At 65.8% G+C, this 26,996-nt stretch carries 33 protein-coding genes and 3 pseudogenes; 6 read left to right on the top strand and 30 right to left on the bottom strand.

The genetic code is table 11. The features are described from left to right. Positions 1 to 7 precede the first annotated feature (7 nt). Positions 8 to 785 (bottom strand): annotated as a pseudogene (locus ACWPWO_RS15400) (Nif3-like dinuclear metal center hexameric protein). Between the two features lie 25 nt (positions 786 to 810). Between ACWPWO_RS15400 and ACWPWO_RS15395 the strand changes: the two are divergent. Then, positions 811 to 1,980: a S1C family serine protease gene (locus ACWPWO_RS15395; RefSeq protein ID WP_454007507.1), complete on the top strand. Its 1,170-nt coding sequence runs from the start codon at positions 811 to 813 to the stop codon at positions 1,978 to 1,980. An 88-nt stretch (positions 1,981 to 2,068) separates the two neighbouring features. Here the strand turns inward: ACWPWO_RS15395 and tatC are convergent, their stop codons facing one another. The 26 genes and pseudogenes from tatC to prpB all read right to left on the bottom strand — a co-directional run bounded on the left by tatC (position 2,069) and on the right by prpB (position 20,063). Further along, positions 2,069 to 2,836: a twin-arginine translocase subunit TatC gene (gene tatC / locus ACWPWO_RS15390; RefSeq protein WP_454007317.1), complete on the bottom strand. Its 768-nt coding sequence runs from the start codon at positions 2,834 to 2,836 to the stop codon at positions 2,069 to 2,071. Next, the gene (tatB, locus tag ACWPWO_RS15385) at positions 2,833 to 3,309 is read right to left on the bottom strand and encodes a Sec-independent protein translocase protein TatB (protein ID WP_454007316.1); all 477 of its coding nucleotides are present in this window, start codon (positions 3,307 to 3,309) and stop codon (positions 2,833 to 2,835) included. Before tatB ends, tatC begins: the two co-directional genes overlap by 4 nt. Positions 3,310 to 3,329: 20 nt before the next feature. Beyond that, positions 3,330 to 3,563: a Sec-independent protein translocase subunit TatA gene (gene tatA, locus ACWPWO_RS15380; protein ID WP_454007315.1), complete on the bottom strand. Its 234-nt coding sequence runs from the start codon at positions 3,561 to 3,563 to the stop codon at positions 3,330 to 3,332. Positions 3,564 to 3,575: 12 nt separating this feature from the next. Continuing rightward, positions 3,576 to 3,944, bottom strand: a complete 369-nt coding sequence (locus tag ACWPWO_RS15375; protein WP_454007314.1) for a histidine triad nucleotide-binding protein — start codon at positions 3,942 to 3,944, stop codon at positions 3,576 to 3,578. A gap of 87 nt (positions 3,945 to 4,031) precedes the next feature. Further along, entirely contained in the window at positions 4,032 to 4,385 is a 354-nt protein-coding gene (locus tag ACWPWO_RS15370; protein ID WP_454007313.1) for a phosphoribosyl-ATP diphosphatase, read from the bottom strand. Beyond that, the gene (hisI, locus tag ACWPWO_RS15365) at positions 4,382 to 4,786 is read right to left on the bottom strand and encodes a phosphoribosyl-AMP cyclohydrolase (RefSeq protein ID WP_454007312.1); all 405 of its coding nucleotides are present in this window, start codon (positions 4,784 to 4,786) and stop codon (positions 4,382 to 4,384) included. Before hisI ends, ACWPWO_RS15370 begins: the two co-directional genes overlap by 4 nt. Next, the gene (gene hisF / locus ACWPWO_RS15360) at positions 4,786 to 5,577 is read right to left on the bottom strand and encodes an imidazole glycerol phosphate synthase subunit HisF (protein ID WP_454007311.1); all 792 of its coding nucleotides are present in this window, start codon (positions 5,575 to 5,577) and stop codon (positions 4,786 to 4,788) included. The genes hisI and hisF overlap by 1 nt, the downstream gene beginning before the upstream one ends. Next, positions 5,574 to 6,314, bottom strand: a complete 741-nt coding sequence (hisA, locus tag ACWPWO_RS15355) for a 1-(5-phosphoribosyl)-5-[(5-phosphoribosylamino)methylideneamino]imidazole-4-carboxamide isomerase (protein ID WP_454007310.1) — start codon at positions 6,312 to 6,314, stop codon at positions 5,574 to 5,576. The genes hisF and hisA overlap by 4 nt, the downstream gene beginning before the upstream one ends. A gap of 78 nt (positions 6,315 to 6,392) precedes the next feature. After that, positions 6,393 to 7,072 (bottom strand): annotated as a pseudogene (hisH, locus tag ACWPWO_RS15350) (imidazole glycerol phosphate synthase subunit HisH). Positions 7,073 to 7,093: 21 nt separating this feature from the next. Beyond that, complete coding sequence (hisB, locus tag ACWPWO_RS15345) at positions 7,094 to 7,681, bottom strand: imidazoleglycerol-phosphate dehydratase HisB (protein WP_394062493.1); 588 nt, start codon at positions 7,679 to 7,681, stop codon at positions 7,094 to 7,096. Positions 7,682 to 7,705: 24 nt separating this feature from the next. Continuing rightward, on the bottom strand, positions 7,706 to 9,010 hold the full coding sequence (gene hisD, locus ACWPWO_RS15340) for a histidinol dehydrogenase (RefSeq protein ID WP_454007309.1): 1,305 nt from the start codon (positions 9,008 to 9,010) through the stop codon (positions 7,706 to 7,708). Between the two features lie 122 nt (positions 9,011 to 9,132). Continuing rightward, entirely contained in the window at positions 9,133 to 9,816 is a 684-nt protein-coding gene (hisG, locus tag ACWPWO_RS15335) for an ATP phosphoribosyltransferase (protein ID WP_454007308.1), read from the bottom strand. Continuing rightward, positions 9,813 to 11,075: pseudogene (gene murA / locus ACWPWO_RS15330) on the bottom strand (UDP-N-acetylglucosamine 1-carboxyvinyltransferase). The gene hisG and the pseudogene murA overlap by 4 nt, the downstream one beginning before the upstream one ends. Next, positions 11,068 to 11,316 (bottom strand): BolA family protein, encoded by a 249-nt coding sequence (locus ACWPWO_RS15325; RefSeq protein ID WP_394062485.1) that lies wholly within the window; start codon positions 11,314 to 11,316, stop codon positions 11,068 to 11,070. The pseudogene murA and the gene ACWPWO_RS15325 overlap by 8 nt, the downstream one beginning before the upstream one ends. Before the next feature lie 4 nt (positions 11,317 to 11,320). Next, on the bottom strand, positions 11,321 to 12,079 hold the full coding sequence (locus ACWPWO_RS15320) for an ABC transporter permease (RefSeq protein WP_454007506.1): 759 nt from the start codon (positions 12,077 to 12,079) through the stop codon (positions 11,321 to 11,323). A 95-nt stretch (positions 12,080 to 12,174) separates the two neighbouring features. Continuing rightward, positions 12,175 to 12,966 (bottom strand): ABC transporter ATP-binding protein, encoded by a 792-nt coding sequence (locus tag ACWPWO_RS15315; RefSeq protein ID WP_394062483.1) that lies wholly within the window; start codon positions 12,964 to 12,966, stop codon positions 12,175 to 12,177. A gap of 195 nt (positions 12,967 to 13,161) precedes the next feature. Then, complete coding sequence (locus tag ACWPWO_RS15310; RefSeq protein ID WP_454007307.1) at positions 13,162 to 13,830, bottom strand: MlaC/ttg2D family ABC transporter substrate-binding protein; 669 nt, start codon at positions 13,828 to 13,830, stop codon at positions 13,162 to 13,164. Between the two features lie 42 nt (positions 13,831 to 13,872). Then, entirely contained in the window at positions 13,873 to 14,655 is a 783-nt protein-coding gene (locus ACWPWO_RS15305; RefSeq protein WP_394062479.1) for an MlaA family lipoprotein, read from the bottom strand. 37 nt (positions 14,656 to 14,692) lie between these two features. Then, complete coding sequence (gene mlaD / locus ACWPWO_RS15300; RefSeq protein WP_454007306.1) at positions 14,693 to 15,172, bottom strand: outer membrane lipid asymmetry maintenance protein MlaD; 480 nt, start codon at positions 15,170 to 15,172, stop codon at positions 14,693 to 14,695. Positions 15,173 to 15,193: 21 nt separating this feature from the next. Beyond that, complete coding sequence (mlaE, locus tag ACWPWO_RS15295; protein WP_454007305.1) at positions 15,194 to 15,979, bottom strand: lipid asymmetry maintenance ABC transporter permease subunit MlaE; 786 nt, start codon at positions 15,977 to 15,979, stop codon at positions 15,194 to 15,196. Beyond that, complete coding sequence (locus ACWPWO_RS15290) at positions 15,976 to 16,800, bottom strand: ABC transporter ATP-binding protein (RefSeq protein WP_454007304.1); 825 nt, start codon at positions 16,798 to 16,800, stop codon at positions 15,976 to 15,978. The genes mlaE and ACWPWO_RS15290 overlap by 4 nt, the downstream gene beginning before the upstream one ends. 116 nt (positions 16,801 to 16,916) lie before the next feature. After that, positions 16,917 to 17,294 carry a fumarylacetoacetate hydrolase family protein gene (locus ACWPWO_RS15285; protein ID WP_454007303.1) on the bottom strand — a complete coding sequence of 126 codons (378 nt, stop codon included), beginning with the start codon at positions 17,292 to 17,294 and terminating at the stop codon, positions 16,917 to 16,919. Then, positions 17,222 to 17,767 carry a fumarylacetoacetate hydrolase family protein gene (locus ACWPWO_RS15280; RefSeq protein ID WP_454007302.1) on the bottom strand — a complete coding sequence of 182 codons (546 nt, stop codon included), beginning with the start codon at positions 17,765 to 17,767 and terminating at the stop codon, positions 17,222 to 17,224. The genes ACWPWO_RS15285 and ACWPWO_RS15280 overlap by 73 nt, the downstream gene beginning before the upstream one ends. A gap of 1 nt (position 17,768) precedes the next feature. Then, a complete protein-coding gene (locus tag ACWPWO_RS15275; RefSeq protein ID WP_454007301.1) occupies positions 17,769 to 18,161 on the bottom strand; it encodes a 5-carboxymethyl-2-hydroxymuconate isomerase in 393 nt (130 codons plus the stop codon). A gap of 15 nt (positions 18,162 to 18,176) precedes the next feature. Next, positions 18,177 to 19,136 carry a Bug family tripartite tricarboxylate transporter substrate binding protein gene (locus tag ACWPWO_RS15270; protein WP_454007300.1) on the bottom strand — a complete coding sequence of 320 codons (960 nt, stop codon included), beginning with the start codon at positions 19,134 to 19,136 and terminating at the stop codon, positions 18,177 to 18,179. 33 nt (positions 19,137 to 19,169) lie between these two features. After that, positions 19,170 to 20,063: a methylisocitrate lyase gene (gene prpB, locus ACWPWO_RS15265; protein WP_454007299.1), complete on the bottom strand. Its 894-nt coding sequence runs from the start codon at positions 20,061 to 20,063 to the stop codon at positions 19,170 to 19,172. 140 nt (positions 20,064 to 20,203) lie between these two features. On the opposite strand from prpB, the gene ACWPWO_RS15260 reads away from it, so the two are divergent. Beyond that, complete coding sequence (locus ACWPWO_RS15260; RefSeq protein ID WP_454007298.1) at positions 20,204 to 20,983, top strand: IclR family transcriptional regulator; 780 nt, start codon at positions 20,204 to 20,206, stop codon at positions 20,981 to 20,983. Between the two features lie 33 nt (positions 20,984 to 21,016). Here the strand turns inward: ACWPWO_RS15260 and ACWPWO_RS15255 are convergent, their stop codons facing one another. The 3 genes from ACWPWO_RS15255 to ACWPWO_RS15245 all read right to left on the bottom strand — a co-directional run bounded on the left by ACWPWO_RS15255 (position 21,017) and on the right by ACWPWO_RS15245 (position 22,581). Further along, positions 21,017 to 21,547, bottom strand: coding sequence for a chromate transporter (locus ACWPWO_RS15255; RefSeq protein ID WP_454007297.1), 531 nt, complete (start codon positions 21,545 to 21,547; stop codon positions 21,017 to 21,019). 2 nt (positions 21,548 to 21,549) lie between these two features. After that, on the bottom strand, positions 21,550 to 22,125 hold the full coding sequence (locus tag ACWPWO_RS15250; protein ID WP_454007296.1) for a chromate transporter: 576 nt from the start codon (positions 22,123 to 22,125) through the stop codon (positions 21,550 to 21,552). Positions 22,126 to 22,284: 159 nt separating this feature from the next. Next, positions 22,285 to 22,581, bottom strand: coding sequence for a hypothetical protein (locus ACWPWO_RS15245; RefSeq protein ID WP_454007295.1), 297 nt, complete (start codon positions 22,579 to 22,581; stop codon positions 22,285 to 22,287). 101 nt (positions 22,582 to 22,682) lie between these two features. On the opposite strand from ACWPWO_RS15245, the gene ACWPWO_RS15240 reads away from it, so the two are divergent. The 4 genes from ACWPWO_RS15240 to ACWPWO_RS15225 all read left to right on the top strand — a co-directional run bounded on the left by ACWPWO_RS15240 (position 22,683) and on the right by ACWPWO_RS15225 (position 26,991). Continuing rightward, a complete protein-coding gene (locus ACWPWO_RS15240) occupies positions 22,683 to 25,115 on the top strand; it encodes a 3-hydroxyacyl-CoA dehydrogenase/enoyl-CoA hydratase family protein (protein WP_454007294.1) in 2,433 nt (810 codons plus the stop codon). Between the two features lie 19 nt (positions 25,116 to 25,134). Beyond that, positions 25,135 to 26,328 carry an acetyl-CoA C-acyltransferase gene (locus ACWPWO_RS15235; protein ID WP_454007293.1) on the top strand — a complete coding sequence of 398 codons (1,194 nt, stop codon included), beginning with the start codon at positions 25,135 to 25,137 and terminating at the stop codon, positions 26,326 to 26,328. Between the two features lie 183 nt (positions 26,329 to 26,511). Next, a complete protein-coding gene (locus tag ACWPWO_RS15230) occupies positions 26,512 to 26,643 on the top strand; it encodes a hypothetical protein (protein WP_454007292.1) in 132 nt (43 codons plus the stop codon). A 6-nt stretch (positions 26,644 to 26,649) separates the two neighbouring features. Continuing rightward, positions 26,650 to 26,991 (top strand): DUF7832 domain-containing protein, encoded by a 342-nt coding sequence (locus ACWPWO_RS15225; RefSeq protein ID WP_454007505.1) that lies wholly within the window; start codon positions 26,650 to 26,652, stop codon positions 26,989 to 26,991. Positions 26,992 to 26,996: the final 5 nt, after the last annotated feature.

Raw genomic sequence — 26,996 nt, 5'->3', positions numbered from 1 at the left:
CCGCCGTTCATACGGGATTGTCCAGATCCACGAACTCGACCTCGATGCCAAAGCGCCGGGCGATCTCCTCGCCCAGGGCCTTGGCGCCGTAGCGTTCGGTGGCATGATGACCCGCCGCCATGAAGGCGATGCCGTTCTCCTGGGCGCTGTGAAAGGTCTGTTCCGAGGCCTCGCCGGTGATGTACAGGTCCGCGCCGGCTTCGATCGCGGCGTCGATGAAACCCTGCGCTCCGCCCGTGCACCAGGCGATGCGGCCTATGTTTCGTTGTAAATCCCCAACAACCAGTGGCTCACGTTGTAAATTACTGCAAACTGTCAGGCGAAAGGTTTCGAGGGTCGCCGGCTCCGCCAATTCGCCCAGCCAGACCAGTCCGTCCGGGCCGCAGGTGCGGGGTCGGCCTTGTTCATCGCGCAGCGGCTCTATCCCCAGCCGGCGCCCCAGCTGGGCGTTATTGCCGAATTCCGGGTGGGCGTCCAGGGGCAGATGGTAGCCGAGCAGGTTAAGCTGGTGCTGCAGGACGCGTTCGATGCGCGTTTTCCTGGCGCCGCGTATGCAGGGATTCTCGTTCTTCCAGAACCAGCCGTGGTGCACCAGGATGGCGTCCGCTTGGCGGGCGATGGCCGCGTCCACCAGCGCCAGGCGATGCGGTCACGCCGGTGACCAGGTTGCGGATGACGGGCTTGCCCTCCTCCTGCAGGCCGTTGGGGCAGTAATCCTTGAACCGGGCGGCATCCAGGGTGGTGTCCAGCCAGTTGGCCAGATCGGCAGTTGAAACCTGTGTCATGGAAATCCTTATCTGAATGAGTGCTATGCGTCGATTGTGGCTGGTATTTGCTCAAGCGGTGACGGTCTGTCTGGCGGGCTTCTTTATCGTGGCGACACTCAGGCCGCAGTGGCTGGGCGCGCCTGCGACGCCGGCCAAGTCAGCCGCGCCTGTCCCGGCGCCGGCTTCGCCGGTCGCGCCGAGCGCCGTGCAAGCCAGGCCGGGGCCCCTGTCTTATGCGTCCGCCGTCGCCAGTGCCGCGCCCGCCGTGGTCAATGTGTACACCAGCAAGCATCTGGGCGGCAATCCGTCGCCGTTCCAGGATCCAGAGCTGAACCGCCTGTTCCGCGAACTGCCCGACCTGATCGAGCGCCGCCCCAATACCAACCTGGGCTCGGGAGTGATCGTACATGAGGAAGGCTTCATCCTCACCAATTACCATGTGATCGAGGCGGCCGACGCCATCGAGGTCGCCCTGGCCGACGGACGCCAGGCGCGGGCGCGGCTGATAGGCGCGGACCCGGAAAGCGATCTGGCCGTGCTGAAGATCGATCTGCCCGGCCTGACCGCGATTGCGGCCGAGGACAGTTCGGATCTGCGCGTGGGGGATGTGGTGCTGGCCATCGGCAATCCGTTCGGCGTGGGCCAGACCACGACCATGGGCATTGTGTCGGGGCTGGGGCGCAACCGCCTGGGCATCAATATCTACGAGAACTTCATCCAGACCGACGCGGCCATCAATCCCGGCAATTCGGGCGGCGCGCTGGTGAATGCGCGCGGCCGGCTGGTGGGCATCAACACCGCCATCTATTCCGAGACGGGCGGATCCCTGGGCATAGGCTTCGCCATTCCGGCCACGACGGCCCTGGCCATCATGGAGGAGATCATCCGCAATGGCGTGGTGACGCGCGGCTGGCTGGGCCTGGAGCCGCAGGACATCACGCCGGATCTGGCCAAGGTCTTCCATCTGGACAGCGACGAAGGCGTCATCATCGCCAGCCTGCAACACCAGGGTCCGGGCGCCCAGGCGGGCATGCGGGTAGGGGACATCGTGCTGCGCTTCAATGGCCAGAAGGTCACGGACTCCATCGGCCTGCTGAACCAGATCGCGCCCATCAAGCCCGGCCAGGAGGTCGCCCTGTCCCTGCTGCGCGAGGGCAGGACGCTGGAGCTGAAGGTCAAGGTGGGCGCGCGGCCGGCGGCCCGGAACCGTTAAGGCCTGCGGCCGTTTGGGCCTGCGCGGCATGAAAAAAGCCCCTTGTCGCCACGACAAGGGGCTTTTTTCCATGGGCCGGGGCGCGCCCTTAGAGGTCCAGCTCGCGCCTTTCGCTTTCCGGGACCTCGCGTTTCTTGATCATGCTGGCCGCCAGGATCCCCATTTCGTACAGCAGGCACAGCGGCGCGGCCAGCAGGATCTGGCTGACCACGTCCGGGGGCGTGACGATGGCGGCAATCACGAAGGCGCCCACGATGACGTAGCCGCGGATCTCGCGCAGCTTGGCCACCGTGACCACGCCGGTCTTGACCAGCAGGATCACGGCGATGGGCACCTCGAAGGTGATGCCGAAGGCCATGAACATGGTCATGACAAAGCCCAGGTAGGCTTCGATGTCCGGCGCCGGCGTGATGGACTGCGGCGCGAAGGTGGCGATGAAGTGGAACACCGTGCGGAACACCACGAAATAGCAGAAGGCCATGCCGGCGATGAACAGCAGGGTGCTGGTGAAGATCAGCGGCAGGGCCAGCTTTTTTTCGTGGCTGTACAGGCCGGGCGCGATGAAGGCCCAGGCCTGGTAGAGCACCACGGGCAGGGCCAGCACGAAGGCGGCCATCAGGGTGACCTTGACGGGCACCATGAAGGGCGTGATGACGCCGGTGGCGATCATGCGCGTGCCTTCGGGCAGCGAGGCCATCATGGGCTGGGCCAGCACGTCGTAGATGGCCGAGGCGCCGGGGTACATGAACAGCACCACGAAAATACCCACCACGGTCAGCACGGCCCGCAGCAGGCGGGTGCGCAGCTCGATCAGGTGGGAGATGAAGGAGTCTTCCTGAGGCGCTTCGGTGCTCATGCCGTCGGTCCTTTGGGGTTGGAGGCGGGAGCGTCCTCTGGGGCGGACTGTGCGGGCGCGGGCCTGGCCGCGTCCTGCGGCGCGTCGCCGGCGGCGGGCTCGGGAGCGGCGGGCGGCGCGTCCGCTTTCCGGGCGGGCTCGTCGGCCTGGGCGGACAGGGCGCTGCGCGCCGAGTCCGAGGCCTGCTGGAGGGCGTCGCGCGCCTGCTCCAGCGGCTGGCTCAGGCTCTTGCCCGTGTCTTCGACGGAAGAGCGCACGGAACGGGCCGCCTCTTCCATCTGGTCCCTGAGCTTGTTGACTTCGTCCAGGTTGATTTCGCGCTGGATGTCGGACTTGACCTCGTTGACATAGCGCTGCGCGCGGCCGAGCAGGTGCCCTGCCGTGCGAGCCACCTTGGGCAGGCGCTCGGGACCGATGACGATCAGGGCGACCACGCCGATGACGATTAACTCGGTAAAGCTGACATCAAACATTGAAGCTCACACAAAAGCGATCAGGCGCGATCGGATTTTTCCTTGGCCTGCACGTCTATGGCCTGAGGATCGGCGGCGCGCTGGCTGACCGATTCGGGGGTCTTGCCGTCGTCGGCCGCGTCTTTCATGCCTTCCTTGAAGCCCTTGACGGCGCCGCCCAGGTCCGAGCCGATGTTGCGCAGCTTCTTGGTGCCGAAAATGAGGGCGACGATGACCAGGACGACCAGCCAGTGCCAGATGCTAAAGCTACCCATAATGTATCTCCGTTATGCAGCCACGGCTGCGCGATGTGCCCATGGGCGCGGACCGCCCAGGATGTGCATGTGTAAGTGATTGATTTCCTGCCCGCCGTCGAGGCCGTTGTTGATCACGACGCGAAAGCCGCCCTCGGGTCCGGGACGGCAGCCTGCCTGGGCAGCCAGCGTCGGGGCCATTGCCAACATTTTACCCAACCACACGCTGTCTTCGGGAGAAATTGCCTGCAGGGATTGCACGTGCTGCTTGGGGATTACCAGTATATGCACCGGAGCGGCCGGATTGATGTCGTGGATGACCAGGAAGTCCTCGTCCTCGTAGACTTTCTTGGAGGGAATGTCGCCGGCGGCGATCTTACAGAAGAGACAGTTCTCGCTCATAGGAACCTCGGTAGCGGGACGCCCGCCCGGCGGGCGCCTTGAATAAGTCCATGTATCCGGACAGTGTATCGCGTCTGCGTGACAGGATTACAGTCCGTCGCGCGGCCGGGAGGCTTTTTCCGCCAATCCGGAGGTGCCTTCGCGGCGCACCAGCTCGGCCAGCACGTCGCGCGGCTCCAGGCCGTAGTAGGTCAGGGCTACAAGGCTGTGGAACCACAGGTCGGCGGCCTCGCTGACGATGCGCTCGCGCTGCTCGTCCTTGGCGGCCATGACCAGCTCCGTGGCTTCTTCACCGATCTTCTTCAGGAAGGCGTCCGGTCCCTTGGCGAACAGCTTGGCGGCATAGGACGAGGCCGGATCGCCGCCCTGCGCGGGCAGGCGCGACTTCAGGGTGCGGCCCAGGTGTTCCAGGATGGTGTCGGGATTCAGTTCTTGGCTCATCGGTAGATGTGCTCCGGGTCTTTCAGCACGGGATCGGTGACGGCCCATTGCGCCTGCTCGTCCCGCCCCTGAAGCTGGCGAAAGAAGCAGCTTTCCCGGCCGGTATGGCAGGCGATGTGGCCGACCTGCTCGACGCTCAGGAGGATGACGTCGCCGTCGCAGTCCAGGCGGATGTCCGAGACGTGCTGGACGTGGCCGGATTCCTCGCCCTTGCGCCAGAGGCGCTGGCGCGAGCGCGACCAGTACACGGCGCGCCGCGTGCGCGCCGTCTCCAGCAGCGACTCCTGGTTCATCCAGGCGACCATCAAGATTTTTCCGCTGGCCTGGTCCTGGGCGATGGCGGGGATCAGTCCCTGCTCGTCGAACCGGACCTCGGCCAGCCAGGCGGGTAGGGGAGACATCAGCGGCGTACCTGTATGCCTTGGGCGGCCATGAAGTCCTTGGCCTCGGCGATCGTATGTTGTCCGTAATGGAAAATGCTGGCGGCCAGCACGGCGCTGGCGCCGCCCTGCAGCACGCCGTCGGCCAGGTCCTGCAGCCCGCCCACGCCGCCGGAGGCGATCACGGGCACGGAGACGGCGCTGGAGACGGCGCGGGTCAGTTCGAGGTCGAAGCCCGACTTGGTGCCGTCGCGGTCCATGCTGGTCAGCAGCAGCTCGCCCGCGCCGTAGTCGGCCATGCGCACGGCCCATTCCACCACGTCCAGCCCGTTGGCCCGGCGGCCGCCGTGGGTGAACACTTCCCAGCGGGGCGGCTCGCCCGCGGCGCTGACGCGGCGCGCGTCGATGGCCACCACGATGCACTGGTTGCCGTGATGGTCGCTGGCGGCGCGCACCAGGTCCGGATTGGTGATGGCGGCGCTGTTGATGGAGACCTTGTCGGCGCCCGCATTGAGCAGGCGCTGCACGTCCGCCACTTCGCGCACGCCGCCGCCCACCGTCAGGGGAATGAACACCTGGCTGGCGACTTGCTCGATGATGGGCAGGATCAGGTCGCGGTTGTCCGAGGTGGCGGTGATGTCCAGGAAGGTGAGCTCGTCCGCGCATTGTTCGTTGTACTGGCGGGCGATCTCGACGGGATCGCCGGCATCGACCAGGTCCACGAAGTTCACGCCCTTGACCACGCGTCCGGCGGTCACGTCCAGGCAGGGGATGATGCGGCAGGAGAGTTCGCTGGCGACGTCCTGGCTCATGCCTGGTACTCGTCGGCAAATTCCTGGGCCTGGGCGAAGTCCAGCGTGCCTTCGTAGATGCTGCGGCCCAGGATCACGCCTTCCACGCCTTCGGATTCGACGGCGCACAGGGCCTCGATGTCTTTCAGGTTGGTGACGCCGCCCGAGGCGATGACGGGGATCTTCACGTGCTGGGACAGGCGTACGGTGGCTTCGATGTTCACGCCCGAGAGCATGCCGTCGCGGCCGATGTCGGTGTAGATGATGGACTCGCAGCCGTAGTCCTCGAATTTCTTGGCCAGGTCCAGCACGTCGTGGCGGGTCAGCTTGCTCCAGCCGTCCGTGGCGATCTTGCCGTCGCGCGCGTCCAGGCCCACGATGATGCTGCCGGGGAAGGCGCTGCAGGCGTCCTGCAGGAAGCCCGGGCTCTTGACCGCGGCGGTGCCGATGATGACATAGGTCATGCCGGCGTCCAGGTAGCGCTCTATCGTGTCCAGGTCGCGGATGCCGCCGCCGATCTGCACGGGGATTTCGCCGTCGACGGCCTTGAGGATGGACTTGATGGCTTCCACGTTTTTGGGCTTGCCGGCGAAGGCGCCGTTCAGGTCCACCAGATGCAGACGGCGAGCACCTGCTTCCAGCCATTGTGTTGCTATTTCGGCCGGATCATCGGAGAAAACAGTAGCATCGTCCAGGTCGCCCTGGCGAAGGCGCACGCAACGCCCGTCTTTGAGGTCGATGGCGGGGATCAAAAGCATGGTCTTTAGCCGTAAAAACGTAAGAAATACTGAGTCTGATGGATGGAAAGGAAAGAAGCCGCGGAACGGTAATTGGAATCAGGGTTTCCAGCGGGCGAAATTCCGGAACAGTTGCAGGCCGTTGTCCGCGCTTTTCTCTGGATGGCACTGCACCGCGAAAATATTAGCGGTTGCCACCGCGCAGGTAAAGCGCTGGCCGTACTGGCTCGTGCCGCAGATTTGGCCTGGATCAGACGGATCCGCAAAATAACTGTGCACGAAATAGAAATAGGCGCCGTCGGGGATGCCGGCCCACAGGGCGTGGTCCCGGTTCTGGTGCACGCGATTCCAGCCTATATGTGGCACTTTCAGGACGCCGGGTTCCCGGGTGCCGGGTTCCAGGGTGTCGGGCTGCCGGCGCCGCTGGCGCTCTTGTAGCCGGGGCCTTCGAAGCGGCGCACGCGTCCGGGCATCAGGCCCAGGCAGGGCACATTGCCTTCCTCGCTCAGGTCGAACAGCATCTGTTCACCCACGCAGATCCCCAGCAGGGGCTTGCTGCGGGCCGCGGCCAGCAGCGCCTCGCGCAGGCCCGATTCGTCCAGGTGGCGCATGCAGTCGGGCATGGCGCCCTGGCCGGGCAGCACCACCCGGTCGGCGTCCAGGATGGCCTGGGGGGTTTGGGCGAGAATGACGCGGTCAGCGGGCGCGGCGGCGCTCAGTGCGCGGGCAACAGAGAAAATGTTGCCCGTGCCGTAATCGACAATGGCGATGGTTGTCACGATGTTTGGCCGAAGGAAGGTTTACAGAACCCCTTTGGTCGAAGGCACCACGCCTTCGCTGCGCGGATCGAGCTCCAGCGCCATCCGCAGTGCTCGGCCAAAGGCTTTGAACACGGTTTCGCACTGATGGTGTGCGTTTTCGCCGCGTAGGTTATCGATGTGCAAGGTGACCAGCGCGTGATTGACGAAGCCCTGGAAAAACTCGCGCGTCAAGTCTACATCGAACTGGCCGATCCGTGCGCGGGTGAAGGGCAGAAAATAGAACAGGCCGGGGCGGCCGGAAAAGTCCACCACCACGCGCGACAGGGCCTCGTCCAGGGGGACGTAGGAGTGGCCGTAGCGGCGCAGGCCCGCCTTGTTGCCCACGGCCTTGGCGAAGGCCTGGCCCAGGGCGATGCCGATGTCCTCGACCGTGTGGTGGTCGTCGATGTGGGTGTCGCCTTCGCAGTGCACGTCCAGGTCGATCAGGCCGTGGCGGGCGATCTGGTCCAGCATGTGGTCCAGGAAGGGCACGCCGCTGTTCAGGTTGTGGCGGCCCGTGCCGTCCAGGTTGATGGCGACGCGGATGCGGGTCTCGTTGGTGTTGCGGGTGATTTCGGCGGTACGCATGTCAGGCCGGCGGCTAGGCCGGTTTCAGGATTGGGTCAGTCGGAATTGCGCGCTGGCGGCGTGGGCGTACAGGCCCTCGCCCTCGGCCAGCGTGGCGGCTATGGGTCCCAGCGTCTGCGCGCCCGATTCCGAAACCTGGATGATGCTGCTGCGTTTCTGGAAATCGTAGACGCCCAGGGGCGATGAGAAGCGCGCGGTGCGCGCCGTCGGCAGAACATGGTTCGGGCCCGCACAGTAATCGCCCAGCGATTCGGAGCTGTAGGGGCCCAGGAAAATGGCGCCGGCATGGCGGATCTTGCCCAGCAGGTCCCGGGCGTTGCGCGTGGACACCTCCAGGTGTTCGGGCGCGATGTGGTTGCTGATGCGGCAGGCCTCGTCCAGGTCGCGCACCTTGATCAGGGCGCCCCGGCCGGACAGGCTGCGGCGGATGATGTCGGCGCGCGGCATGGTGGCCAGCAGGCGCTCGATGGCGGCCTCGACCTGGTCCAGGTAGGCGGCGTCCGGACAAAGCAGGATGGCCTGGGCCAGTTCGTCGTGCTCGGCCTGCGAGAACAGGTCCATGGCGATCCAGTCGGGCGGCGCGCTGCCGTCGCTGATGATCAGGATCTCGCTGGGGCCGGCGATCATGTCGATGCCCACCACGCCGAAGACCCGGCGTTTGGCCGAGGCCACGTAGGCGTTGCCGGGTCCGACGATCTTGTCCACGGCGGGAATGGTGTCCGTGCCATAGGCCAGCGCGCCCACGGCCTGGGCGCCGCCGATGGTGAAGACGCGATCCACCCCGCCCAGGGCGGCGGCGGCCAGCACGATGGGGTTGCGCACGCCGTCGGGCGTGGGCGTGACCATGATCAGCTCGGGCACGCCGGCCACCTTGGCCGGGATGGCGTTCATCAGCACGGACGAGGGATAGGCGGCCTTGCCGCCGGGCACGTACAGGCCCACGCGGTCCAGCGCGGTGACCTGCTGGCCCAGCACCGTGCCGTCGGCTTCGGTATAGGTCCAGGTCTGGGCGCGCTGGTGCTCGTGGTAGCGGCGCACGCGCTCGGCTGCCTGCTCCAGGGCCTCACGCTGATCGGCGGGCAGGCCGTCCAGCGCGGCCTGCAGTTCTTCGCGGGAAATCTCCAGCGCGGCGGCCTGGTCCACGTCCAGGCGGTCGAAGCGGCGCGTGTAGTCGAGCAAAGCGGCATCGCCTTCATGCTGGATGCGATGCAGGATGTCGGCGCAGGCCCGTTCGATGGATTCGTCTTCGGAGGCCTCATAGGCCAGCAACGAGCGCAGTTCGGCGTCGAACTGGGCGGACTCGGCATTCAGGCGATGGATCAGTGACATGACGCTATAGAGAAAAACAGAAGTTCAACAGGCAGTGTATACCGTTTGGCTTAGGGGGGGGGGGCCATGGGGCGGGCCGGCCCTCGGGCACCCATGTCGCCGCAGTCTGCGGGCAACTGGGTCTAGGCCGGGTCGTGCTCCACGGAGGCGCGCGAGAAGGCGTCGATCAGGGGCTGCAGTTGCGGGCCGCGGTTCTTCATGGCGGCCTGGTTGACGATCAGGCGCGAGGAGATCGTGGCGATTTCTTCCACTTCGACCAGCTTGTTGGCACGCAGGGTTCCGCCGCTGGACACCAGGTCCACGATGGCGTCGGCCAGGCCCACCAGCGGCGCCAGTTCCATGGAGCCGTACAGCTTGATCAGGTCCACGTACACGCCCTTGCCGGCGAAGTGCTCGCGCGCGGCGCGGGTGTACTTGGTGGCGATGCGCAGGCGCGAACCCTGCTTGACGGCGGAGTGGTAGTCGAAGCCCTCGGCCACGGCCACGCACAGGCGGCAGCGGGCGATGTTCAGGTCCACGGGCTGGTACAGGCCGCCGGGGTGCTGCTCCATGTGTTCGTACAGCACGTCCTTGCCGGCGATGCCGATGTGCGCGGCGCCGTACTGCACGTAGGTGGGCACGTCGGTGGCGCGCACGATGATCAGGCGCAGGTCCGGATTGTTGGTGGGCAGGATCAGCTTGCGGGAGGTTTCGGGGCTTTCCAGCACCTTGATGCCGGCTTCTTCCAGCAGGGGCAGGGTCTCGTCGAAGATGCGGCCCTTGGACAGGGCCAGCGTCAGGGGCTGGTTCAGGCTGGCGGGGCTCATGCGTTTTCCTTGCTGCTGATGCGCTCGATCTGCGCGCCCACGGCCTGGAGCTTGGCTTCCATGCGGTCGTAGCCGCGGTCCAGGTGGTAGATGCGCTAGACGGTGGTTTCGCCGCGGGCGGCCAGTCCGGCGATGACCAGGCTGGCGGAGGCCCGCAGGTCGGTGGCCATGACGGTGGCGCCGGTCAGGTAGGGCACGCCCTTGACCACCGCCACGTGGCCGTCGATCTCGATCTGCGCGCCCAGGCGGTTCAGCTCCTGGACGTGCATGTAGCGGTTTTCGAAAATGGTTTCCACCACGGAGGAGGTGCCGTCGGCGATGGTGTTCAGCGCCATCAGCTGGGCCTGCATGTCCGTGGGAAAGCCCGGGTATTCGCTGGTGCGAAAGCCCACGGCCTTGGGGCGGCCCTGCATGGAGCCCTTGATCCAGTCCGCGCCCGTCTCGATGTGCAGGCCGGCCTCGCGCAGCTTGTCCAGCGTGGCGCCCAGGGCCTGGGCGTCGGTATTGCGCAGGATGAGCTCGCCGCCGGTCGCGCCCACGGCGCACAGAAAGGTGCCGGTCTCGATGCGGTCCGGGCAGATGCGGTGTTCGGCGCCGTGCAGGCGATCCACGCCGTCGATGACGATGCGGTCGGTGCCGTGGCCCTGGATGCGGGCGCCCATCTTGATGAGCAGTTCGGCCAGGTCGATGATTTCCGGTTCGCGGGCGGCGTTCTCCAGAATCGTCTGGCCCTCGGCCAGCACCGCGGCCATCATCAGGTTCTCCGTGCCCGTGACAGTGATCATGTCGGTGCGCACCACCGCGCCGCGCAGGCGCTTGGCGCGCGCATTGACGAAGCCGTGCTCGACGTGGATCTCCGCGCCCATGGCCGCCAGTCCCTTGATGTGCTGGTCCACGGGGCGCTGGCCTATGGCGCAGCCGCCCGGCAGGCTGACGCGCGCCTCGCCGAAGCGGGCCAGCAGCGGGCCCAGCACCAGGATGGAGGCGCGCATGGTCTTGACCAGCTCGTAAGGCGCTTCCAGGCTGGTGATATCGGCGGCGGTCAGGGCCAGCGTGCCGTTGCGCTCCTGCGCCACGCCCAGTTGTCCGAGCAGCTTGAGGGTGGTGTCGATGTCGCGCAGGCGCGGCACATTGTCCAGCACCACGGTGTCGGCCGTCAGCAGGCTGGCGCACAGAATGGGCAGGGCGGCGTTCTTGGCGCCGGAGACGGAGATTTCCCCGTTCAGGCGCTGGCCGCCCGAAATGCGTAATTTATCCATTCGGATTGGCCTTGTATTCGTCGGGAGTCAAGGTGCGCATGGACAGGGCGTGGATCTCGGCCTTCATGCGGTCGCCCAGGGCCTTGTAGACCAGTTGGTGGCGGGCGATCAGGCGCTTGCCCTCAAAGGCGGGGCTGACGATCAGCGCCTCGAAATGCGAGCCGTCGCCATCGACGTGCAGGTGGTCGCAGGGCAGGTTGTCGGCAATGTATTGGCGTACTTGTTCAGGGGTCGGCAACATGAGATCAATTCCGTAATTTATAGCCTGATGCGAGCAGGCGTAGCGAAATCAGGCACAGCGCAGCAAAGACGCCGGCGACGACGGCAAAGCTGAACCAGGGCGAGACGTCCGAGGCGGCGAAGAACCCGTAGCGGAACCCGTCTATGGTGTAGAAGAGCGGATTCCAGTGCGAGACCGTCTGCCAGAAGGGCGGCAGGCTGTGGATCGAGTAGAACACGCCGGACAGGAAGGTGGCCGGCATGATCAGGAAGTTCTGGAACGCGGCCAACTGGTCGAATTTCTCGGACCAGAGGCCGGCGATCAGGCCCAGCGTGCCCATGATGCCGCAGGACATGACGGCAAAGAGGATAACCCACAGCGGGTTGGCCACGGGCAGGTGCACGTAGAATACGGATATGGCCCACACGCATATGCCCACGCCCACGCCGCGCGCGATGGAGGCCAGCAGGTAGGCGGCGAAGATCTCGCGGTGCGAGAGCGGCGGCAGCAGGATGAACACCAGGTTGCCGGAAATGCGGCTCTGGATCAGCGAGGACGAGGGATTGGCGAAGGCGTTCTGCAGCATACTCATCATCATGAGCCCGGGGATCAGGAAGGCGGTGTAGGGCACGGAGTCGTACACCGTGACGCGGCCTTCGAGCACGTGGGCGAAGATCAGCAGGTACATCAGCGCCGTCAGCACCGGAGCGGCGATGGTCTGGAAGGCGACTTTCCAGAAGCGCATCAGTTCCTTGCGCAGCAGCGTGGGAAAGCCCGAGCCCATGGCGGGCTGCGCGGGCGGCTGCACCGTGCCGGGGCGCGGCGCGGCTGCGTCGGCGTTCCGGGGCACGCCCCAGTGCTTGGGGGAGGCGGGTTGGTTCATAGGGCCACTCCCATTTTTCCTTCGTTGTGCATGATGCGTACGAATGCGTCTTCCAGGTCGGTCCCGCCGGCGCGCTCCATGATGGCCTGGGTGGTGTCCAGGGCGACGATGTTGCCGTGCTTGAGCAGGCCTAAGCGTCCGCACAGGGCTTCGGCCTCTTCCAGGTAGTGCGTGGTCAGCAGGATGGTGTGGCCCTGCTGGTTCAGGCGGATGATGAATTCCCACAGGGTGCGGCGCAGGTCCACGTCCACGCCGGCGGTGGGTTCGTCCAGGATGATGACGGGCGGGCGGTGCACCAGCGCCTGGGCGACCAGCACGCGGCGTTTCATGCCGCCGGACAGGGCGCGCATATTGGCGTCGGCCTTGTCCGTCAGGGCCAGGTTGGCCAGGATCTCGTCGATCCAGTCGTCGTTGTGCTTCAGGCCGAAGTAGCCTGATTGCAGGCGCAGGGTCTCGCGCACGGTGAAGAAGGGGTCGTAGACGATTTCCTGGGGCACTACGCCCAGGGAGCGGCGCGCCTGCTGATACTGGGTGCGCACGTCGTAGCCGCAGACGCTGACTTTGCCGCTGGTGGGCTGGGTCAGGCCGGCGAGCATGGAGATCAGGGTGGTCTTGCCCGCGCCGTTGGGGCCCAGCAGGCCGAAGAACTCGCCGTGCTCGATGGTCAGGCTGACCTGGTCAACGGCCAGGAAGCCGGCGTCGGTGCGGGGAGGGGAAAACAGGCTTTTGAGGCCGCGGCGGCGGGGCGCAAAGCGTTTGCTGACGTTGTCGAGTTTAAGGGCGGACATGGCAATTAAGGTTGGCCTGACGCGGGTGTGCTGTGGTTGTCGCCGCCGCGGCGCCCCTGTGGCAAGAGCGGGCCTGCGCTGGTGCGCAGGGCCTGCCGCGGCGGTGGTCAGGTTCTTTATTATAGGGTACGACTCTGGTCTGGTTATAAGCTCATGGCCAGAGCGCGCCCTGCCGCCCCGTGAAGGGCGGCCGGCTTACTTGTTCTGGTTGTTGAGCGCCTGGATCAGGCCGTTGATGCCGTTCTGCTCGATCTGCTGGGAGAACTGGTTGCGGTAGTTCTGGATCAGCCAGATGCCTTCCACGCTCAGGTCGTAGATCTTCCAGCCCGCGGGCGTCTTTTCCATGCGGGAGTCCACGCCCACGGGGGCGCCGCTGGATTGGGTCAGCGAGGAGCGTACGACCACGTCGTCGGCGTTGGGGTCGCCGCGAAAGGGCAGGATGTTCAGCTGGGTCTTGTCGTCCACGCGGGACAGGGCGCCGCTGTAGGTGCGCACCAGGGTGCCCTTGAAGGCTTCCACCAGTTGCTGGCGCTGCTCGGGCGTGGCCTGGCGCCAATAGCGGCCGGCGGCCAGGCGCGTGGTCTTCTCCAGGTTCACGTAGGGCAGGATGTGCTGGTCCACGGCGGACAGGATGGCGCTGCGGCTGCCGCTGCGGATGGCGTCGCTGTCCTTGACGACCTGGAGAGCCTTGCTGCCGACGGCCGCCACGAAGTCGTTGGGCGCCGCCTTGGGGTCGATGACCTGGGCCTGGGCGGCCGTGTGCAGGCACAGGGCCAGGATCGCACAGGCGGCCAGGAACCAGTGAAAGAGACGGGAGGGCGAGGACTGCAAAGCAGTCCCGCCGGCGGCGGGACGTGGGTTCATGCGTAAAACTCCAGATTCAATGTGAAGCGGGCAGGCCGGGTCTTATTCGTCAGCATCCGAGTAGTCGGGCAGATCCTGACTGGTGTCGCCGCCGGTTCGGCGCGACTGGACCATGGCGTTGCGTCGTTGCAGGTAAGCGTCGCGTATGAAGCTGTACCGGTCAAGGGCAATGTCGTTAACAAGTTTTTCCGCATCCAGCAGGCCGGCGCGCGCATCCACGGCCCACAGGCCCATGATGCTGTTGCGCACGGGCACGTCGCGGATGGCCATGATGGGTCCGGTGGACGAAAACCCTTCGATGAAGCTGGTGCCGCGCGCAAGGCCGTCGCGCACCGTGCTGGGGCCGAAGAAAGGCAGCACCACGTACGGGCCGGGCTTGATGCCCCACACGCCCAGGGTGATGCCGAAGTCGTTGGGGATGCGGCGCGAGCCGTTCATGGTGGCCACGTCGATACAGCCCCCCAGGCCCATGGTGGAGTTGAACAGCACGCGGCCCAGCGTGTTGAAGAAGTCGATGTGCTCGCCTTGCAGGAAGCTGTTGACCGCCGACCAGGCATCGCCGAGGTTGTTGAAGATGTTGCTGACGCAGGTGCGCACCGGTTGGGGCGTGAGCGCCGTATAGCCTTCGGCGATGGGCTTGATGAGGGCCTGGTCCACATTTTCGTTGAACGTGTAGATGCCGCGGTTCATGCTTTCCCAGGGGTCGTTGGGATTAGGGTTGGGCACGCTGGCGCAGCCGGCGGCCAGGGCGGCCGTGGCGCCGATCAGGCCCAGGCGGGCGGCGCGCGGCAGCGCGTAGGAGCGACGGGTCGTGTCTGTAGTCATGGTTTCGTGTTCTTGTTGGGGCAGCAGGGGCTGCGGTTTATTTGCCCGAGCCGGCGTCGCCTTCCTTGGCGGCCGAGTTGTAGAGGAACTTGCTGATGAGTTCTTCCAGCACCACGGCGCTTTGGGTGTAGGCAATGGTGCTGCCGTTCTGCAGATTCTTGTCGTCGCCGCCGGCCGTCAGTCCGATGTACTGCTCGCCCAGCAGGCCCGAGGTCAGGATGGAGGCCGAGGTGTCGGCCGGGAATTGATACTGTTCGTCCATGTCCATGGTGACCACGGCCTTGAAGTCGACGTTGTCAAAGCTGATCGAACGCACCCGGCCCACCACCACGCCGCTGGCCTTGATGGGCGCGCGCGGCTTCAGGCCGCCCAGGTTGTCGAACTTGGCCGAGACCTCGTAGGTCTGGGCCAGCGAAAAGGAGCTGAGGTTGCCGGCGCGCAGGGCCAGGAACGCCAGCGCGACCAGCCCCAGCAGTACGAACAGGCCAACCCAGAAATCGGTTTTCTCGCGATTCATAGCTGAGCAATTCCTAAATAATTAACTGAACATGAGGGCGGTGAGCAGGAAGTCCGTGCCCAGCACCGCCAGCGCGCCGCTGACCACCGTGCGGGTCGTGGCGCGGGAGACGCCTTCGGGGGTGGGCTTGGCGTGCCAGCCCATATAGAGCGCGATCAGGGTGACAATGACGCCGAACACCACGCTCTTGATGAAGCCGTTGAGCACGTCGTCGATGACGTCCACGCCGTTCTGCATCTGCGACCAGAACGAACCGGCGTCGATGCCGATCAGTTGCACGCCCACCACGTAGCCGCCCAGAATGCCGACCATGGAAAACACGGCGGCCAGGATGGGCATGGCGATGACCCCGCCCCAGAAGCGCGGCACCAGCAGGCGGCGCAAGGGATCCACGGCCATGACTTCCATGGCGGCGATCTGTTCGCCGGCCTTCATCAGGCCGATCTCGGCGGTCAGGGACGTGCCCGCGCGCCCGGCGAACAGCAGGGCGGTGACCACCGGGCCCAGCTCGCGCACCAGCGACAGGGCCACCAGCAGGCCCAGGGCTTCCTCGGAGCCATAGCGGTTCAGGGTGTAGTACCCTTGCAGGCCCAGCACGAAACCGACGAAAAGCCCTGAAACGGCAATGATCAGCAGCGAATAGTTGCCAATGAAATGTATTTGTTGCGAAACCAGGCGCGGACGCCGCCACAGCAGCGAGGAGCGCGCCAGCAGGTTGACCAGCAGGCGGCTGAAGGCGCCCAGGCCGAAGATGCTGCTGCGCACGGCGGCGCCCAGGGCGGCGAAGGGGCGGGTGATCAGATTCATGGTCGCGTCGTCCGGTTCTTGAGCCAGGCTTCGAAAGCCGGGGTGACGGGATAATTGAAAGCGATGGGGCCGTCCGGTTCGCCGCGCAGGAATTGCCGCACATAAGGGTCGGCGGAATCGCGCAACTGGGCGGGCGCGCCCTGGGCGATGAGCCGCCCCTGGCCCACGATGTAGACCTGATCGGCGATGGCGAAGGATTCGGCGACATCGTGCGTGATCAGGACCGAGGCGCAGTTCAGGCGGTCCGTCAGGTCGCGGATGAGTTGCGCGGTGATGCCCATGGAAATCGGGTCCAGGCCGGCGAAGGGCTCGTCGTACAGGATCAGTTCGGGCTCCAGCACGATGGCGCGCGCCAGGGCCACGCGGCGGGCCATGCCGCCGGAAATCTCGCTGATGCCAAGGTGGGCCGCGGCGCGCAGGCCCACGGCGTCCAGCTTGTCCAGCACGCGCTCCTGGATCTGCGCTTCGGAGATGCGCGTCAGTTCGCGCAGGGGAAAGGCGACGTTCTCGAAGACGTTCAGGTCGGTGAACAGGGCGCCTTGCTGGAAAAGCACGCCCATGCGCTTGCGAGTGCGGCGCAACTGCTCGCCGTCCAGTTGCGCGATGTCCTGGCCGAAGGCCGCGACCACGCCTTTCTGGGCGCGGATCTGGCCCGTGGCGGCGCGCAGAAGTGTTTTTTTTCCGGAGCCCGAGCCGCCCATCATGGCCACGACCTGACCCTTGCAGACCGACATGGAGATGTCCGACAGCACGGTAAAGGACCCGTAGCCCAGCGAGGCGGAGTCCAGTTTTAGTACGGCTTGGTCAGTATTTTCGGCCATGAGGCGGGCAAGGACGGTTGAATGGACCTGTCATTGTACCGCTTGCGCTGTCTGACACTCAACGCAATCGCGCCCGGCCCGCCTGCCGGCAGGCGGGCTTCGGGCGCGTGCAGGGCTCAGCGGCGCGCGGGGCCGACCGGATTTTCCAGGGTCCCCAGGCCGCTCACGCGGATGCGCAGGCGGTCGCCGTCCCGCAGGTACCGGGGCGGGTCGAAACGCGCGCCGGCGCCCGTGGGCGTGCCGGTCAGGATCACGTCGCCGGGCATCAGGCGGCTGAACTGCGAAATGTATTCGATCAGACGGTCGAAGCCGAAGATCAGGTTCGCGGTGGTGTCGTCCTGGCGCAGTTCCTCGTTCACCCAGGTCTGCAGGTGCAGGTCCTGGAGCTGGGCGGGGTCGCGCAGCAGCGTCATCCAGGGGCCTATGCTGCCGCTGGCCTCGAAGTTCTTGCCTTGGGTGACGTTGAACTTGCCGTGGCGCAGCCAGTCGCGCACCGTGCCTTCGTTGGCGATGCACAGGCCGGCCACGTGCTCCAGGGCCTGTTCGCGGGCGATGCAGCGTCCTCCTTGCCGATCACCAGCACGATCTCGCCTTCATAGTCGAACTGCTCGCTGATGGCGGGCTTGAGCAGGGGCTGGCCATGGCCCACGAAGGTGGACGCGGTGCGCATGAACAGGCTGGGGTAGGCGGGCGCGGCGCTGCCGTCCTTGTATTCCTCGTTGCGGTCCGCGTAATTGACGCCCACGCAGAAGATCTTCTCGGGCTCGAACAGAGTGGGCAGGAATTCGACCTGATACTGGGCCAGGCCGGGCGCGGCCAGCGCCTGGGCGATGCGGCCGTCCAGCTCTTGCGGCCTGGACAAGAGGGCCTTCATGGCGGCGGCGTCCGCGTCCAGAGGATGGATCAGGCCCTGGCGCAGCACGCCGATGGCGCGCGCGCCCTGGTGGCGATAGCAGACAATCGGCATCTCAGACTCCGTCCTGGTTCATGAATTTGCGGATGGAGTTGGCCTTGTAGTTCAGGGTGGGGTGCATTTCCTGCACTTCGAAGGCGATGGCCGTGGGCCGGCGCTCGCTCAAGGCCGCCAGGTGGCGGGTGAGCGCTTCGAAGATCCCGTCCGCCACCCGCTTCTGCGTGGCTTCGTCCCGACCGTGGCCGATGCGCAGCACGATGTGCACGAAGGCGTTGCGCGGGTTGCCGTCCGCGATCAGGGCGTTCTGGATGGGCAGCAGGCGTATGCGTATGCCCGCCAGCGGGAAGATGCCGCTGTCTATCATGGCCTTGTGCAGGGCGGGGCCCAGGGTCTGGATTTCTTCGTCGTGCTCGATATTGCTGCTGTATTCAATCCAGGCGTGAGGCATGGATAACTCCTTGTGTCATTTTTGGAAAAGCCCGGCGTCCCTGATAGGCTGCTCCCATCGCTGCGTCTCGCTCTTCATCAGGGCGTCGAAGGCTTCGCTGCTCGATCCCTTGGGCTCGACCCCGGCAGTCTGGAACTGGGTCTTCAGCTCGGGCGACTCCAGGGCCTTCTGGGTGGCGGCGTGCAAGGTGCGGATGATCTCGGGCGGCGTGCCGGCCGGAGCGGCCAGCCCGTACCAGCCCACCACGTCGAAGCCCGGGTAGCCTTGCTCGGCCACGGTGGGCAGGTCCGGCAGCAGCCGGTAGCGTTCGCGGCTGGTGACGGCGATGGGCTTGAGCTGGCCTTGCTGCAAATGGGGCAGGACCGAGACGGGGCTGGAGATCATCAACTGCACCCGGCCGCCCACCACGTCGCTGATGGCTTCGCCCGATCCTTTATAGGGGATGTTCAGCATGTCCAGGTGCGTGGCCGCTTTCAGGGCCTCGCCGGCCAGAAAGGCGGCCGAGGCGCCGGTGGCATAGTTCAGCTCGCCCGCTTCCTTCTGCGACAGTTCGCTCAGCGAGCGCAGCGAGTCGGCTTTGACGGCGGGATTGGCCACCAGCAGATAGGGCTGGGCGGACACCTGCGAGATGCCCGCGAAGTCCTTGTAGCTGTAGCCGGTGTTCTTGTAGAGCCAGGGGCTCATGGCCACGGTGGCTTCGATGGCCAGCACGATGGTCTGGCCGTCGGCCGGCGCCTGCAGCGCCGTCTTGGTGCCGATGATGCCGTTGGCGCCGGGCTTGTTCTCCACCACCACGGTCGCATCCAGCTCCTTGGCCAGTTCCTTGGCCAGGATGCGAGCCACCACATCGGTGCCCCCGCCGGGAGCGAAGGGCACGATGAAGCGGATGGGCCCGTTTGGATAGGGCGCGGCGTGGACGGCGCCGGCCGCGCTCAGCAGGCAGGCCGCCACAAGGCGCAAAGGGGTCTTGATCATGGTCGTCTCCTCGTCCTTCCTCATCGGGAAGGTTTATTTCTGTTGCGAGAACAGGGCGTCGATGCGCGCCTCGTAGGCGTGGTAATCCAGGAATTTGTACAGCTCTTCGCGTTGCTGCATGATGTCCAGCACGCCTTTTTGCGTGCCTTTGTGGCGGATTTCCTGATAGACGCGCAAGGCGGCGGCATTCATGGCGCGGGCGGCCGACAGCGGGTACAAGGCGGCTGATACGCCGGCCTGCGCCAGCTCCTCGGTGGTGAAGTTGGGCGTCTTGGAAAATTCGGTGATGTTGGCCAGCACCGAATGGGGACGATTCAGGCGTTGAGCGAAGGCGGCGTATTCCTCCAGCGTGGTGCAGGCTTCGGCGAAGATCATGTCGGCGCCGGCGTCCAGATAAGCCTGCGCGCGGTCCAGCGCCTTCTCCAGGCCCTCGATGGCCAGCGCGTCGGTACGGGCGATGATGAAGAAGTCCGGATCGGTGCGGGCGTCCACCGCGGCCTTGATGCGGTCCAGCATCTCGCCCTGGCTGACGATCTCCTTGCCGGGGCGGTGGCCGCAGCGCTTGAGCTGCACCTGGTCTTCCATGTGCAGGGCGGCTGCGCCGTCCTTGATCAGGCCTTTCATCATGCGGGCGATCATGAAGGCGCCGCCAAAGCCCGTGTCCACGTCCACCACGACGGGCAAGTCCACGGCGTCGGTGATGCGGCGCAGGTCCGTCAGCACGTCGCTCAGATTGGTGATGCCCAGGTCGGGCAGGCCATAGGAATAATTGGCTACGCCGGCGCCGGCCAGGTAGATGGCGCGAAAGCCCAGCGTCTTGGCCATCATGGCCGTGTAGGGATTGAGCGTGCCGACGATCTGCAGCGGATGTTCTTCTTTCAGGGCCTGACGGAAACGGGCGCCGGCCGAGGCGGGGGTCTGAGTCATTGTGCTACTCCGTATAAAAGTCCATAATATGGATTAATTAATGCGTTAACTAATTGCTGGATAGCGTAAATAAAACGATAAATCCTTGTCAATGAACTGCTTAACGTATTTACAAGTAATCCGTATGGTGGAGTTTTTTTATGTCTTCAGTGCAAAGTCTGGGCCGGGCCTTCGATATTCTTCGCGTGATCGCTCATCACCAGGGAACGGGGGTGCGCCTGAAGGACCTGACGATACTGACGGGCCTGTCCCAGCCCACGGTGCACCGTTTGCTTGCGGAACTGCAGACGCAGGGCGTGGTGCGCCAGCGACCCTACAGCCGCCGCTATTTCCTGGGCGCCATGGTGGCGGAACTGGGCCTGACGGCCAGCGCCGACTACGACTTCGCCACCATGTGCCGGCCTTCGGTGGCGCGCATCGCGGCAGAGACGGGCGATACGGCTTTCGTGTCCAAGCGCAGCGGGCTGGATCTGCTGTGCCTGGACCGCCGCTCGGGGGCGCATTTGTTCAAGGCTTTCACGCTGGACGTGGGCGTGCGTCGGCCGCTCGGGCGGGGCGCCAGCGGCATCGCGCTCTTGATGCATCTGCCGGAAGCGGAGGTGTTGGGCATACTGCGCCGCAACGCGGCCTTCCTGCGCCAGCGCGATCCGCAGGGCGAACAGGAGGCCGAGCGCCGCTGGCGGCAGGCCTGCGAGCAGGGCTACGCCGTGCGCGACGCGGCCGAGGCGGACGTGCGCTCGGTTGCCGTGCCCATACGGGACGGCCGCGGCCAGCCGGGAGCCTGCCTGAGCGTGTCCACCACCCGCGCACGCCTGGACGAGGCCCGGCTGGCACAGGTGGTGACGCTGCTGGAGCGCGAGGCGCGTCGCCTGGAAGACGTCTTGCTGGCGCAATCCGACCCGGAAGAGTCTTTGCTTTGACGGCCCGGCGCGGCGGCGCGCCAGAAAAAGGGGTCAGCCCAGCGGGCGCACCAGGGCGAACAGCAGGCCGCCCAGGGCCAGCAGCACCAAGGGGTTGATGCGGGTGCGCAGCAGCAAGGCGGTGCCCGCCAGCGCGACGCCCCAGGCCCAGGGGCCGCCTTCGGCGGCTTTCAGGATGGTGCCGCTGGCCGCCAGGATCATGCCCGCCGCGATGGGCAGCAGGCCGGTTTCCACGGCACGGATGAAGCGGGTTCCTTCATAGCGTTTCCAGACCGTGGCCAGGTAGTAGATCAGCAGGGCCGAGGGCAGGAAGATGGCCACGGACGCCGCCAGCGCGCCGGCCCAGCCGGCGGTCTTCCAGCCCACCATCGTCACCAGCAGCGATTTGGGGCCGGGGGTCAGGCGCGAGAGCGCGAACAGGTCCAGGAACTCCTGGTTGCTGATCCAGCCGTGGATCTCCACCGATTGGCGGTGGATTTCGGGGATGATGCTTTGTCCGCCGCCCACCGTCAGGAAGGACAGCGGGGCGAAGACGCGCATCAGCTGCAGCAGGACGATCAGCATGGTCACTGCGCCCGTTGAGGATCCAGGCGGCGCCAGGCGACCCAGATGGACAGCGGCGCGGTGACCAGCACCACGGCGATCAGGCTCCATTCCATCACGAAGATGCCCAGGAACACGGCGGCCATCAACAGGATGGGCAGCAGCCCTTGTGAAGCGCGCCGCGCCGAGCGCACGCCCATTTCCAGCGACAGGCCGATGGCGGCGGCGGCGACGCCGGCCATGACCTGGCGGGCCAGGTCCGAGCCGGTCAGTTGCTCCAGGCCGACCAGCATCAGGATGGCGACGAACAGCGGCGGCACCACCATGCCCAGCGCCGCCACGGTGGCGCCCGGCCCGCCGCGAAGACGATAGCCTATCCAGATCGCCAGGTTGACGACATTGATGCCGGGCAGGGCCTGGGACAGCGCCAGTCCGCTCAGGAAGTCGTCCTGGCTCATCAGGCGGCGCTGGACGACGAACTCGCGCATCAGCCAGCCGCTGAGCCCGCCGCCGAAACTGGTGACGCCGATGCGGGCGAACGCCAGGAACAGTCCGGTCAGGGACAGGAGGCGCTGAGAAGGTTCCGGGGGCCCGGCCACGTTGTTACCTCGGTCGACTGAATGGTTGAAGGTGAAAGCAATTCTATTCTGGCATAGAAGCACCGCCTGCACCTGTCTGTGCGGGCCGGCCGCCGGCCTGTGCACGTCCTCCGTTTGAAAGTCGATCACAAATTGAAAAAAGAAAAGTCGAAATAAAAATTAAATAAAAAATGCAAAAAAATAAATAGGAAAAATAAGTGTGAAACAGCTCGGATCCGCCTGCCGCGCAGGCTTGCAAAAATGCGCCTGAACAAGCACGATGATCCGCTGGAAGCTAGCCTGAATGATGTTCACATCATTGAAATAAAAGAGATTGAAACAAGTGTTTGAATTTTTTTCTGACGACGCTGCCGTGCCGCCGGCGAGCGGTCGGGCAGGGATGCGGTCGAGCCGTGGACGGCGCGATTTGATCTGCGTCCAGCTTTGTTTAAAAATAAAAGAATCCTCATGTTGCAAAAGCACGTCCAGCGTGTACGATTATTAAATCGCTGCGCATTTCAGGGCGCCAGGCTGTTGCGTTCGCGTGCGCAGGGTTCCGGTTTCTTGGAGACAAACCTATGACATCTAGTCCAACCAGTGCGGTGGCGGGCGGAGCCCGGGCCTTGCGCCGGGTCGCGGTCTGCGGCGCCGGCGTCATGGGGGCGCAGATCGCCGCCCATTGCGTCAACGCCGGCATTCCCGTGGTGCTGTTCGACCTTCCGGCCCGTGAAGGGCCCAAGAACGGGATCGTGACGCGCGCCATCGCCAATCTGCGCAAAATGAACCCGGCCCCTCTGGGCACGCCTGACCTGGCCGACCTGATCGAGCCGGCCAACTACGAAGACGACCTGGACCGCCTGGGACAGTGCAACCTGGTCATCGAGGCCATCGCCGAACGCCTGGACTGGAAGCAGGACCTGTATCGCAAGATAGCGCCGGCCCTGCATCCGCACGCCATCATCGCCAGCAATACGTCCGGGCTGTCCATCACGTCCCTGGCCGAAGTCCTGCCCGAAGAACTGCGGCACCGCTTCTGCGGCGTGCACTTCTTCAACCCGCCGCGCTACATGAACCTGGTGGAGCTGATTCCCACCCGCTATACCCAGCCCGAACTGATGGACACCCTGGAAACCTTTCTGGTGTCGCAACTGGGCAAGGGCGTCGTGCACGCCAAGGATACGCCCAACTTCATCGGCAACCGCATCGGCGTGTTCGGCATCCTGTCCGTGTTCGAGCAGGCGCGCCGTTTCGGCCTGACTTACGAACAGGTGGACGAGCTGACCGGCACGCGCCTGGGGCGCGCCAAGTCCGGTACGTACCGCACGGCGGACGTGGTGGGGCTGGACACCCTGGCGCACGTCATCCGCACCATGCAGGACCATCTGCCCGACGACAGCTTCCATGAGCATTTCGGCCTGCCTCCCGAAGTCCAGGGCTTGATCGACGCCGGCGCCCTGGGCCAGAAGACGGGTGCGGGCTTCTATCGCAAGAAAGGGCGCGAGATTCAGCGCTTCGATGCCGAGCAGCGCGACTACGTGCCCGCGGATCGGACCATCGATCCGGACGTGGCCGCCATCCTGGCGGTGCGCGATCCGGCCGAGCGCCTGCGCCAATTGCGGGAATCAACCCATCCCCAGGCCCAGTTCGTCTGGGCCGTGCTGCGCGACACCTTCCACTACAGCGCCGTGCACCTGCAGGATATCGCCGACAATGCGCGCCAGCTGGACCTGGCCCTGAAGTGGGGCTTCGGCCACAAGCAGGGCCCGTTCGAGATCTGGCAGGCGGCCGGCTGGCGCCAGGTCACGCAATGGATCATGCAGGACATCCAGTACGGCAAGGCGCTCAGCAGCCAGCCCCTGCCCGACTGGGCCACGCGCGGCCCGGTCTGGGAGGCGCAGGGCGTGCACACGTCGGCCGGGTCCTGGAACCCCGCGCAGGGCCGCTTCGAAGGCCGCAGCATGCTGCCCGTGTACCAGCGCCAGATCGGCGCCCCCCTGCTGGTGGGCGAAGTGGATCCCATGGAGACGCACACCGTGTTCGAGGACGAGTCCGTGCGCTGCTGGACCCTGCCGGCTCCCCATCCGCAGGACGTGCTCATCGTCTCCTTCAAGACCAAGATGCACACCCTCAGCCCGGGCGTGGTGCGCGGGCTGGTCAAGGCCGTGGAACTGGCCGAGGCCTCGTACCAGGCGCTGGTCATCGCCCAGACGGGCGAGCCGTTCTCGGCCGGCGCGGACCTGAAGGCCATACTGCCGCTGTTTGAGCAGCGCGGCGTGGCGGCGGTCGAACCCATCGAGCGGGAAATGCAGGACATGGTGCTGCGCCTGCGCTATGCCCAGGTGCCCGTCGTGGCGGCCCTGGCGGGCTTGGCTCTGGGCGGCGGCTGCGAGCTGTCCGTGCACTGCGCGCACCGCGTGGCGCATTTCGAGACGTACATCGGCCTGGTGGAAGTGGGCATAGGCCTGGTGCCCGGCGCCGGCGGGCTGGCGTTCTGCGCGCGCCGCGCCGCGGAACTGCAGGCCCAGGGCGCGCCGGATGCGCCCTTGCTGGCGTACCTGAAGCGCTTCGCGCTGGCGGTGGCCAGCGCCCAGGTCTCGCGTTCCGCCCTGGAAGCGCGCCAGATCGGCTATCTGCGCGAATCCGACACCATCATCATGAATCGGCACGAGCTGCTGTACGTGGCCGTGCGCCAGGCGCTGGCCCTGGCCTGCGCAGGCTGGCGTCCGCCCTTGCCGCGCCGCTTCCCGGTGGCCGGGCGCGACGGCATCGCCACCCTCAAGGCGCAATTGCTGAACATGAAGGTCGGGGGCTTCATCTCCGACTACGATTTTCGCATCGCCGAGCAGGTCGCCACGGTGATCTGCGGCGGCGACGTGGATCCGGGCTCTCTGGTGGACGAAGAGTGGATGCTGGCCCAGGAGCGGCAGGCCTTCCTGGAGCTGCTCAATTCGCCCAAGACCCAGGAACGCATCACCGGCATGCTGACTACCGGCAAGCCGGTGCGCAACTGAGCCCGATCAAGGAGCTGACATGACATTGCAACAAGCGTATATCGTGGCCGCCAAGCGCACGCCCATCGGCAAGGCGCCGCGCGGCGTGTTTTCCTCCCTGCGGCCCGACGAACTGCTGGCCGGCGCGGTGCGCGACACCCTGGCCGGCCTGCCCGACCTGGACCCCGCCGCCATCGAGGATCTGGTGGCCGGCTGCGCGCTGCCGGAAGGCTCGCAGGGCTTCAACGTGGCGCGTATCTCCGCCCTGCTGGCAGGCCTGCCCTATACCGTGCCGGGCATGACGGTGAACCGGTTCTGCGCATCGGGCCTGAGCGCCGTGGCCATCGCAGCCGACCGCATCCGCACGGGCCAGGCGGACATCATCCTGGCGGCCGGCGTGGAATCCATGAGCCAGGTGCCCGTCATGGGCGTGAACACCACGTTCAGCCCGGAGATTTTCGCGTCCGAGGAAAACTACGGCATTGCCTACGGCATGGGGCTGACGGCCGAGGAAGTGGCCCGTGAATGGAAAGTCTCGCGCGAGGACCAGGACGCCTTCGCCCTGGCCTCGCACCAGAAGGCCGTCAAGGCCTGGGAATCGGGCGAGTTTTCAGACGAGATCCTGCCCGTCACCGTGACCCGCCGCCAGCCCGACCTGGACAGCTTCGAGGTGGCCGAGCAGGTCAAGGTGGTGAGCCGCGACGAGGGGCCGCGCCCCGACGCCAGCCTGGAGGCCTTGGCCAAGTTGCGGCCGGTCTTCGCGGCCAAGGGTTCGGTCACGGCGGGCAACAGCTCCCAGACCTCGGACGGGGCGGGCGTGCTGCTGGTGGTATCGGAGCGCGCCCTGCGCGAGCACAACCTGACCCCGCTGGCGCGCTTCGTGACTTTTTCCGTGCGCGGCGTGCCGCCCGAGATCATGGGCATAGGCCCCAAGGAGGCGGTGCCCCATGCGCTGGCCCTGGCCGGCCTGAAGCAGGACCAGATGGACTGGATCGAGCTCAACGAAGCCTTCGCCGCGCAGTCCCTGGCCGTCATCCGCGACCTGGGCCTGGATCCGGCGCGCGTCAATCCGCTGGGCGGGGCCATCGCCATGGGCCACCCCCTGGGCGCCACCGGCGCCATGCGCGCCGCCACGGTCGTTCATGCCTTGCAGCGCCACAAGCTCAAGTACGGCATGCTGACCATGTGTATAGGCACCGGCATGGGAGCGGCGGGGATCTTCGAACGGGCCTGAAGCTGTACCAGGGTCCTGCAGACAGGCCGCCTGCGGGCGGCCTGTCTGCATGGGAGCGCGTGCGTCATGCGTCAACCAAGTTCTTCACAGGTGGTCACACTTTTGCCAAGGGCCGCCGATATACTGGTTTGAACCGGGCCGGTTCCGGTTTCCCATCTTTCGCATCTTCAAGGAGGTAAAGCCGTGAAAACGCCATCTTCCAACCATGTGAAATACGACGCCCTGGAGTGGCATGTCGGGGGAGACTATCCGCAGGACCTGGGCCCCGAAGGCGGCCGCACGCACATGGGTCCTGACTCTTATACACATTTCTGAGCCTGGCTGGTATCCCGCCGCTTGCTGTCGGACGAATTGGTCGCGCAATTCCCGAACGAGGTGCGGCAATGCCACGACCACATGATCAAAGGCTCCCAACTGCTGCAGATGTGCTGTGGCGACGAGCTGCTCGGCGAGCACATGACGCCCCAGGGCCGGGCATTTTCCGACTTCTATTACGATCAGTTCTATCTGGATGACTACGTGGAGACGCTGGATAGTGCGGCGCTGCCGTCCATCTACCACGTTCCCGACGATTGGGATTCCTACCAGGTTCTGCGCTCCGTCCTGGAGGAGCGCTACGCTGCCTGGCTGCACGCCCAGGCGCAGGACGCGCTGGACGAATAGAGCCG

This window comes from Alcaligenes sp. Marseille-Q7550, from assembly GCF_965112015.1.
This window is presented reverse-complemented; position numbering and strand designations above follow the sequence as displayed.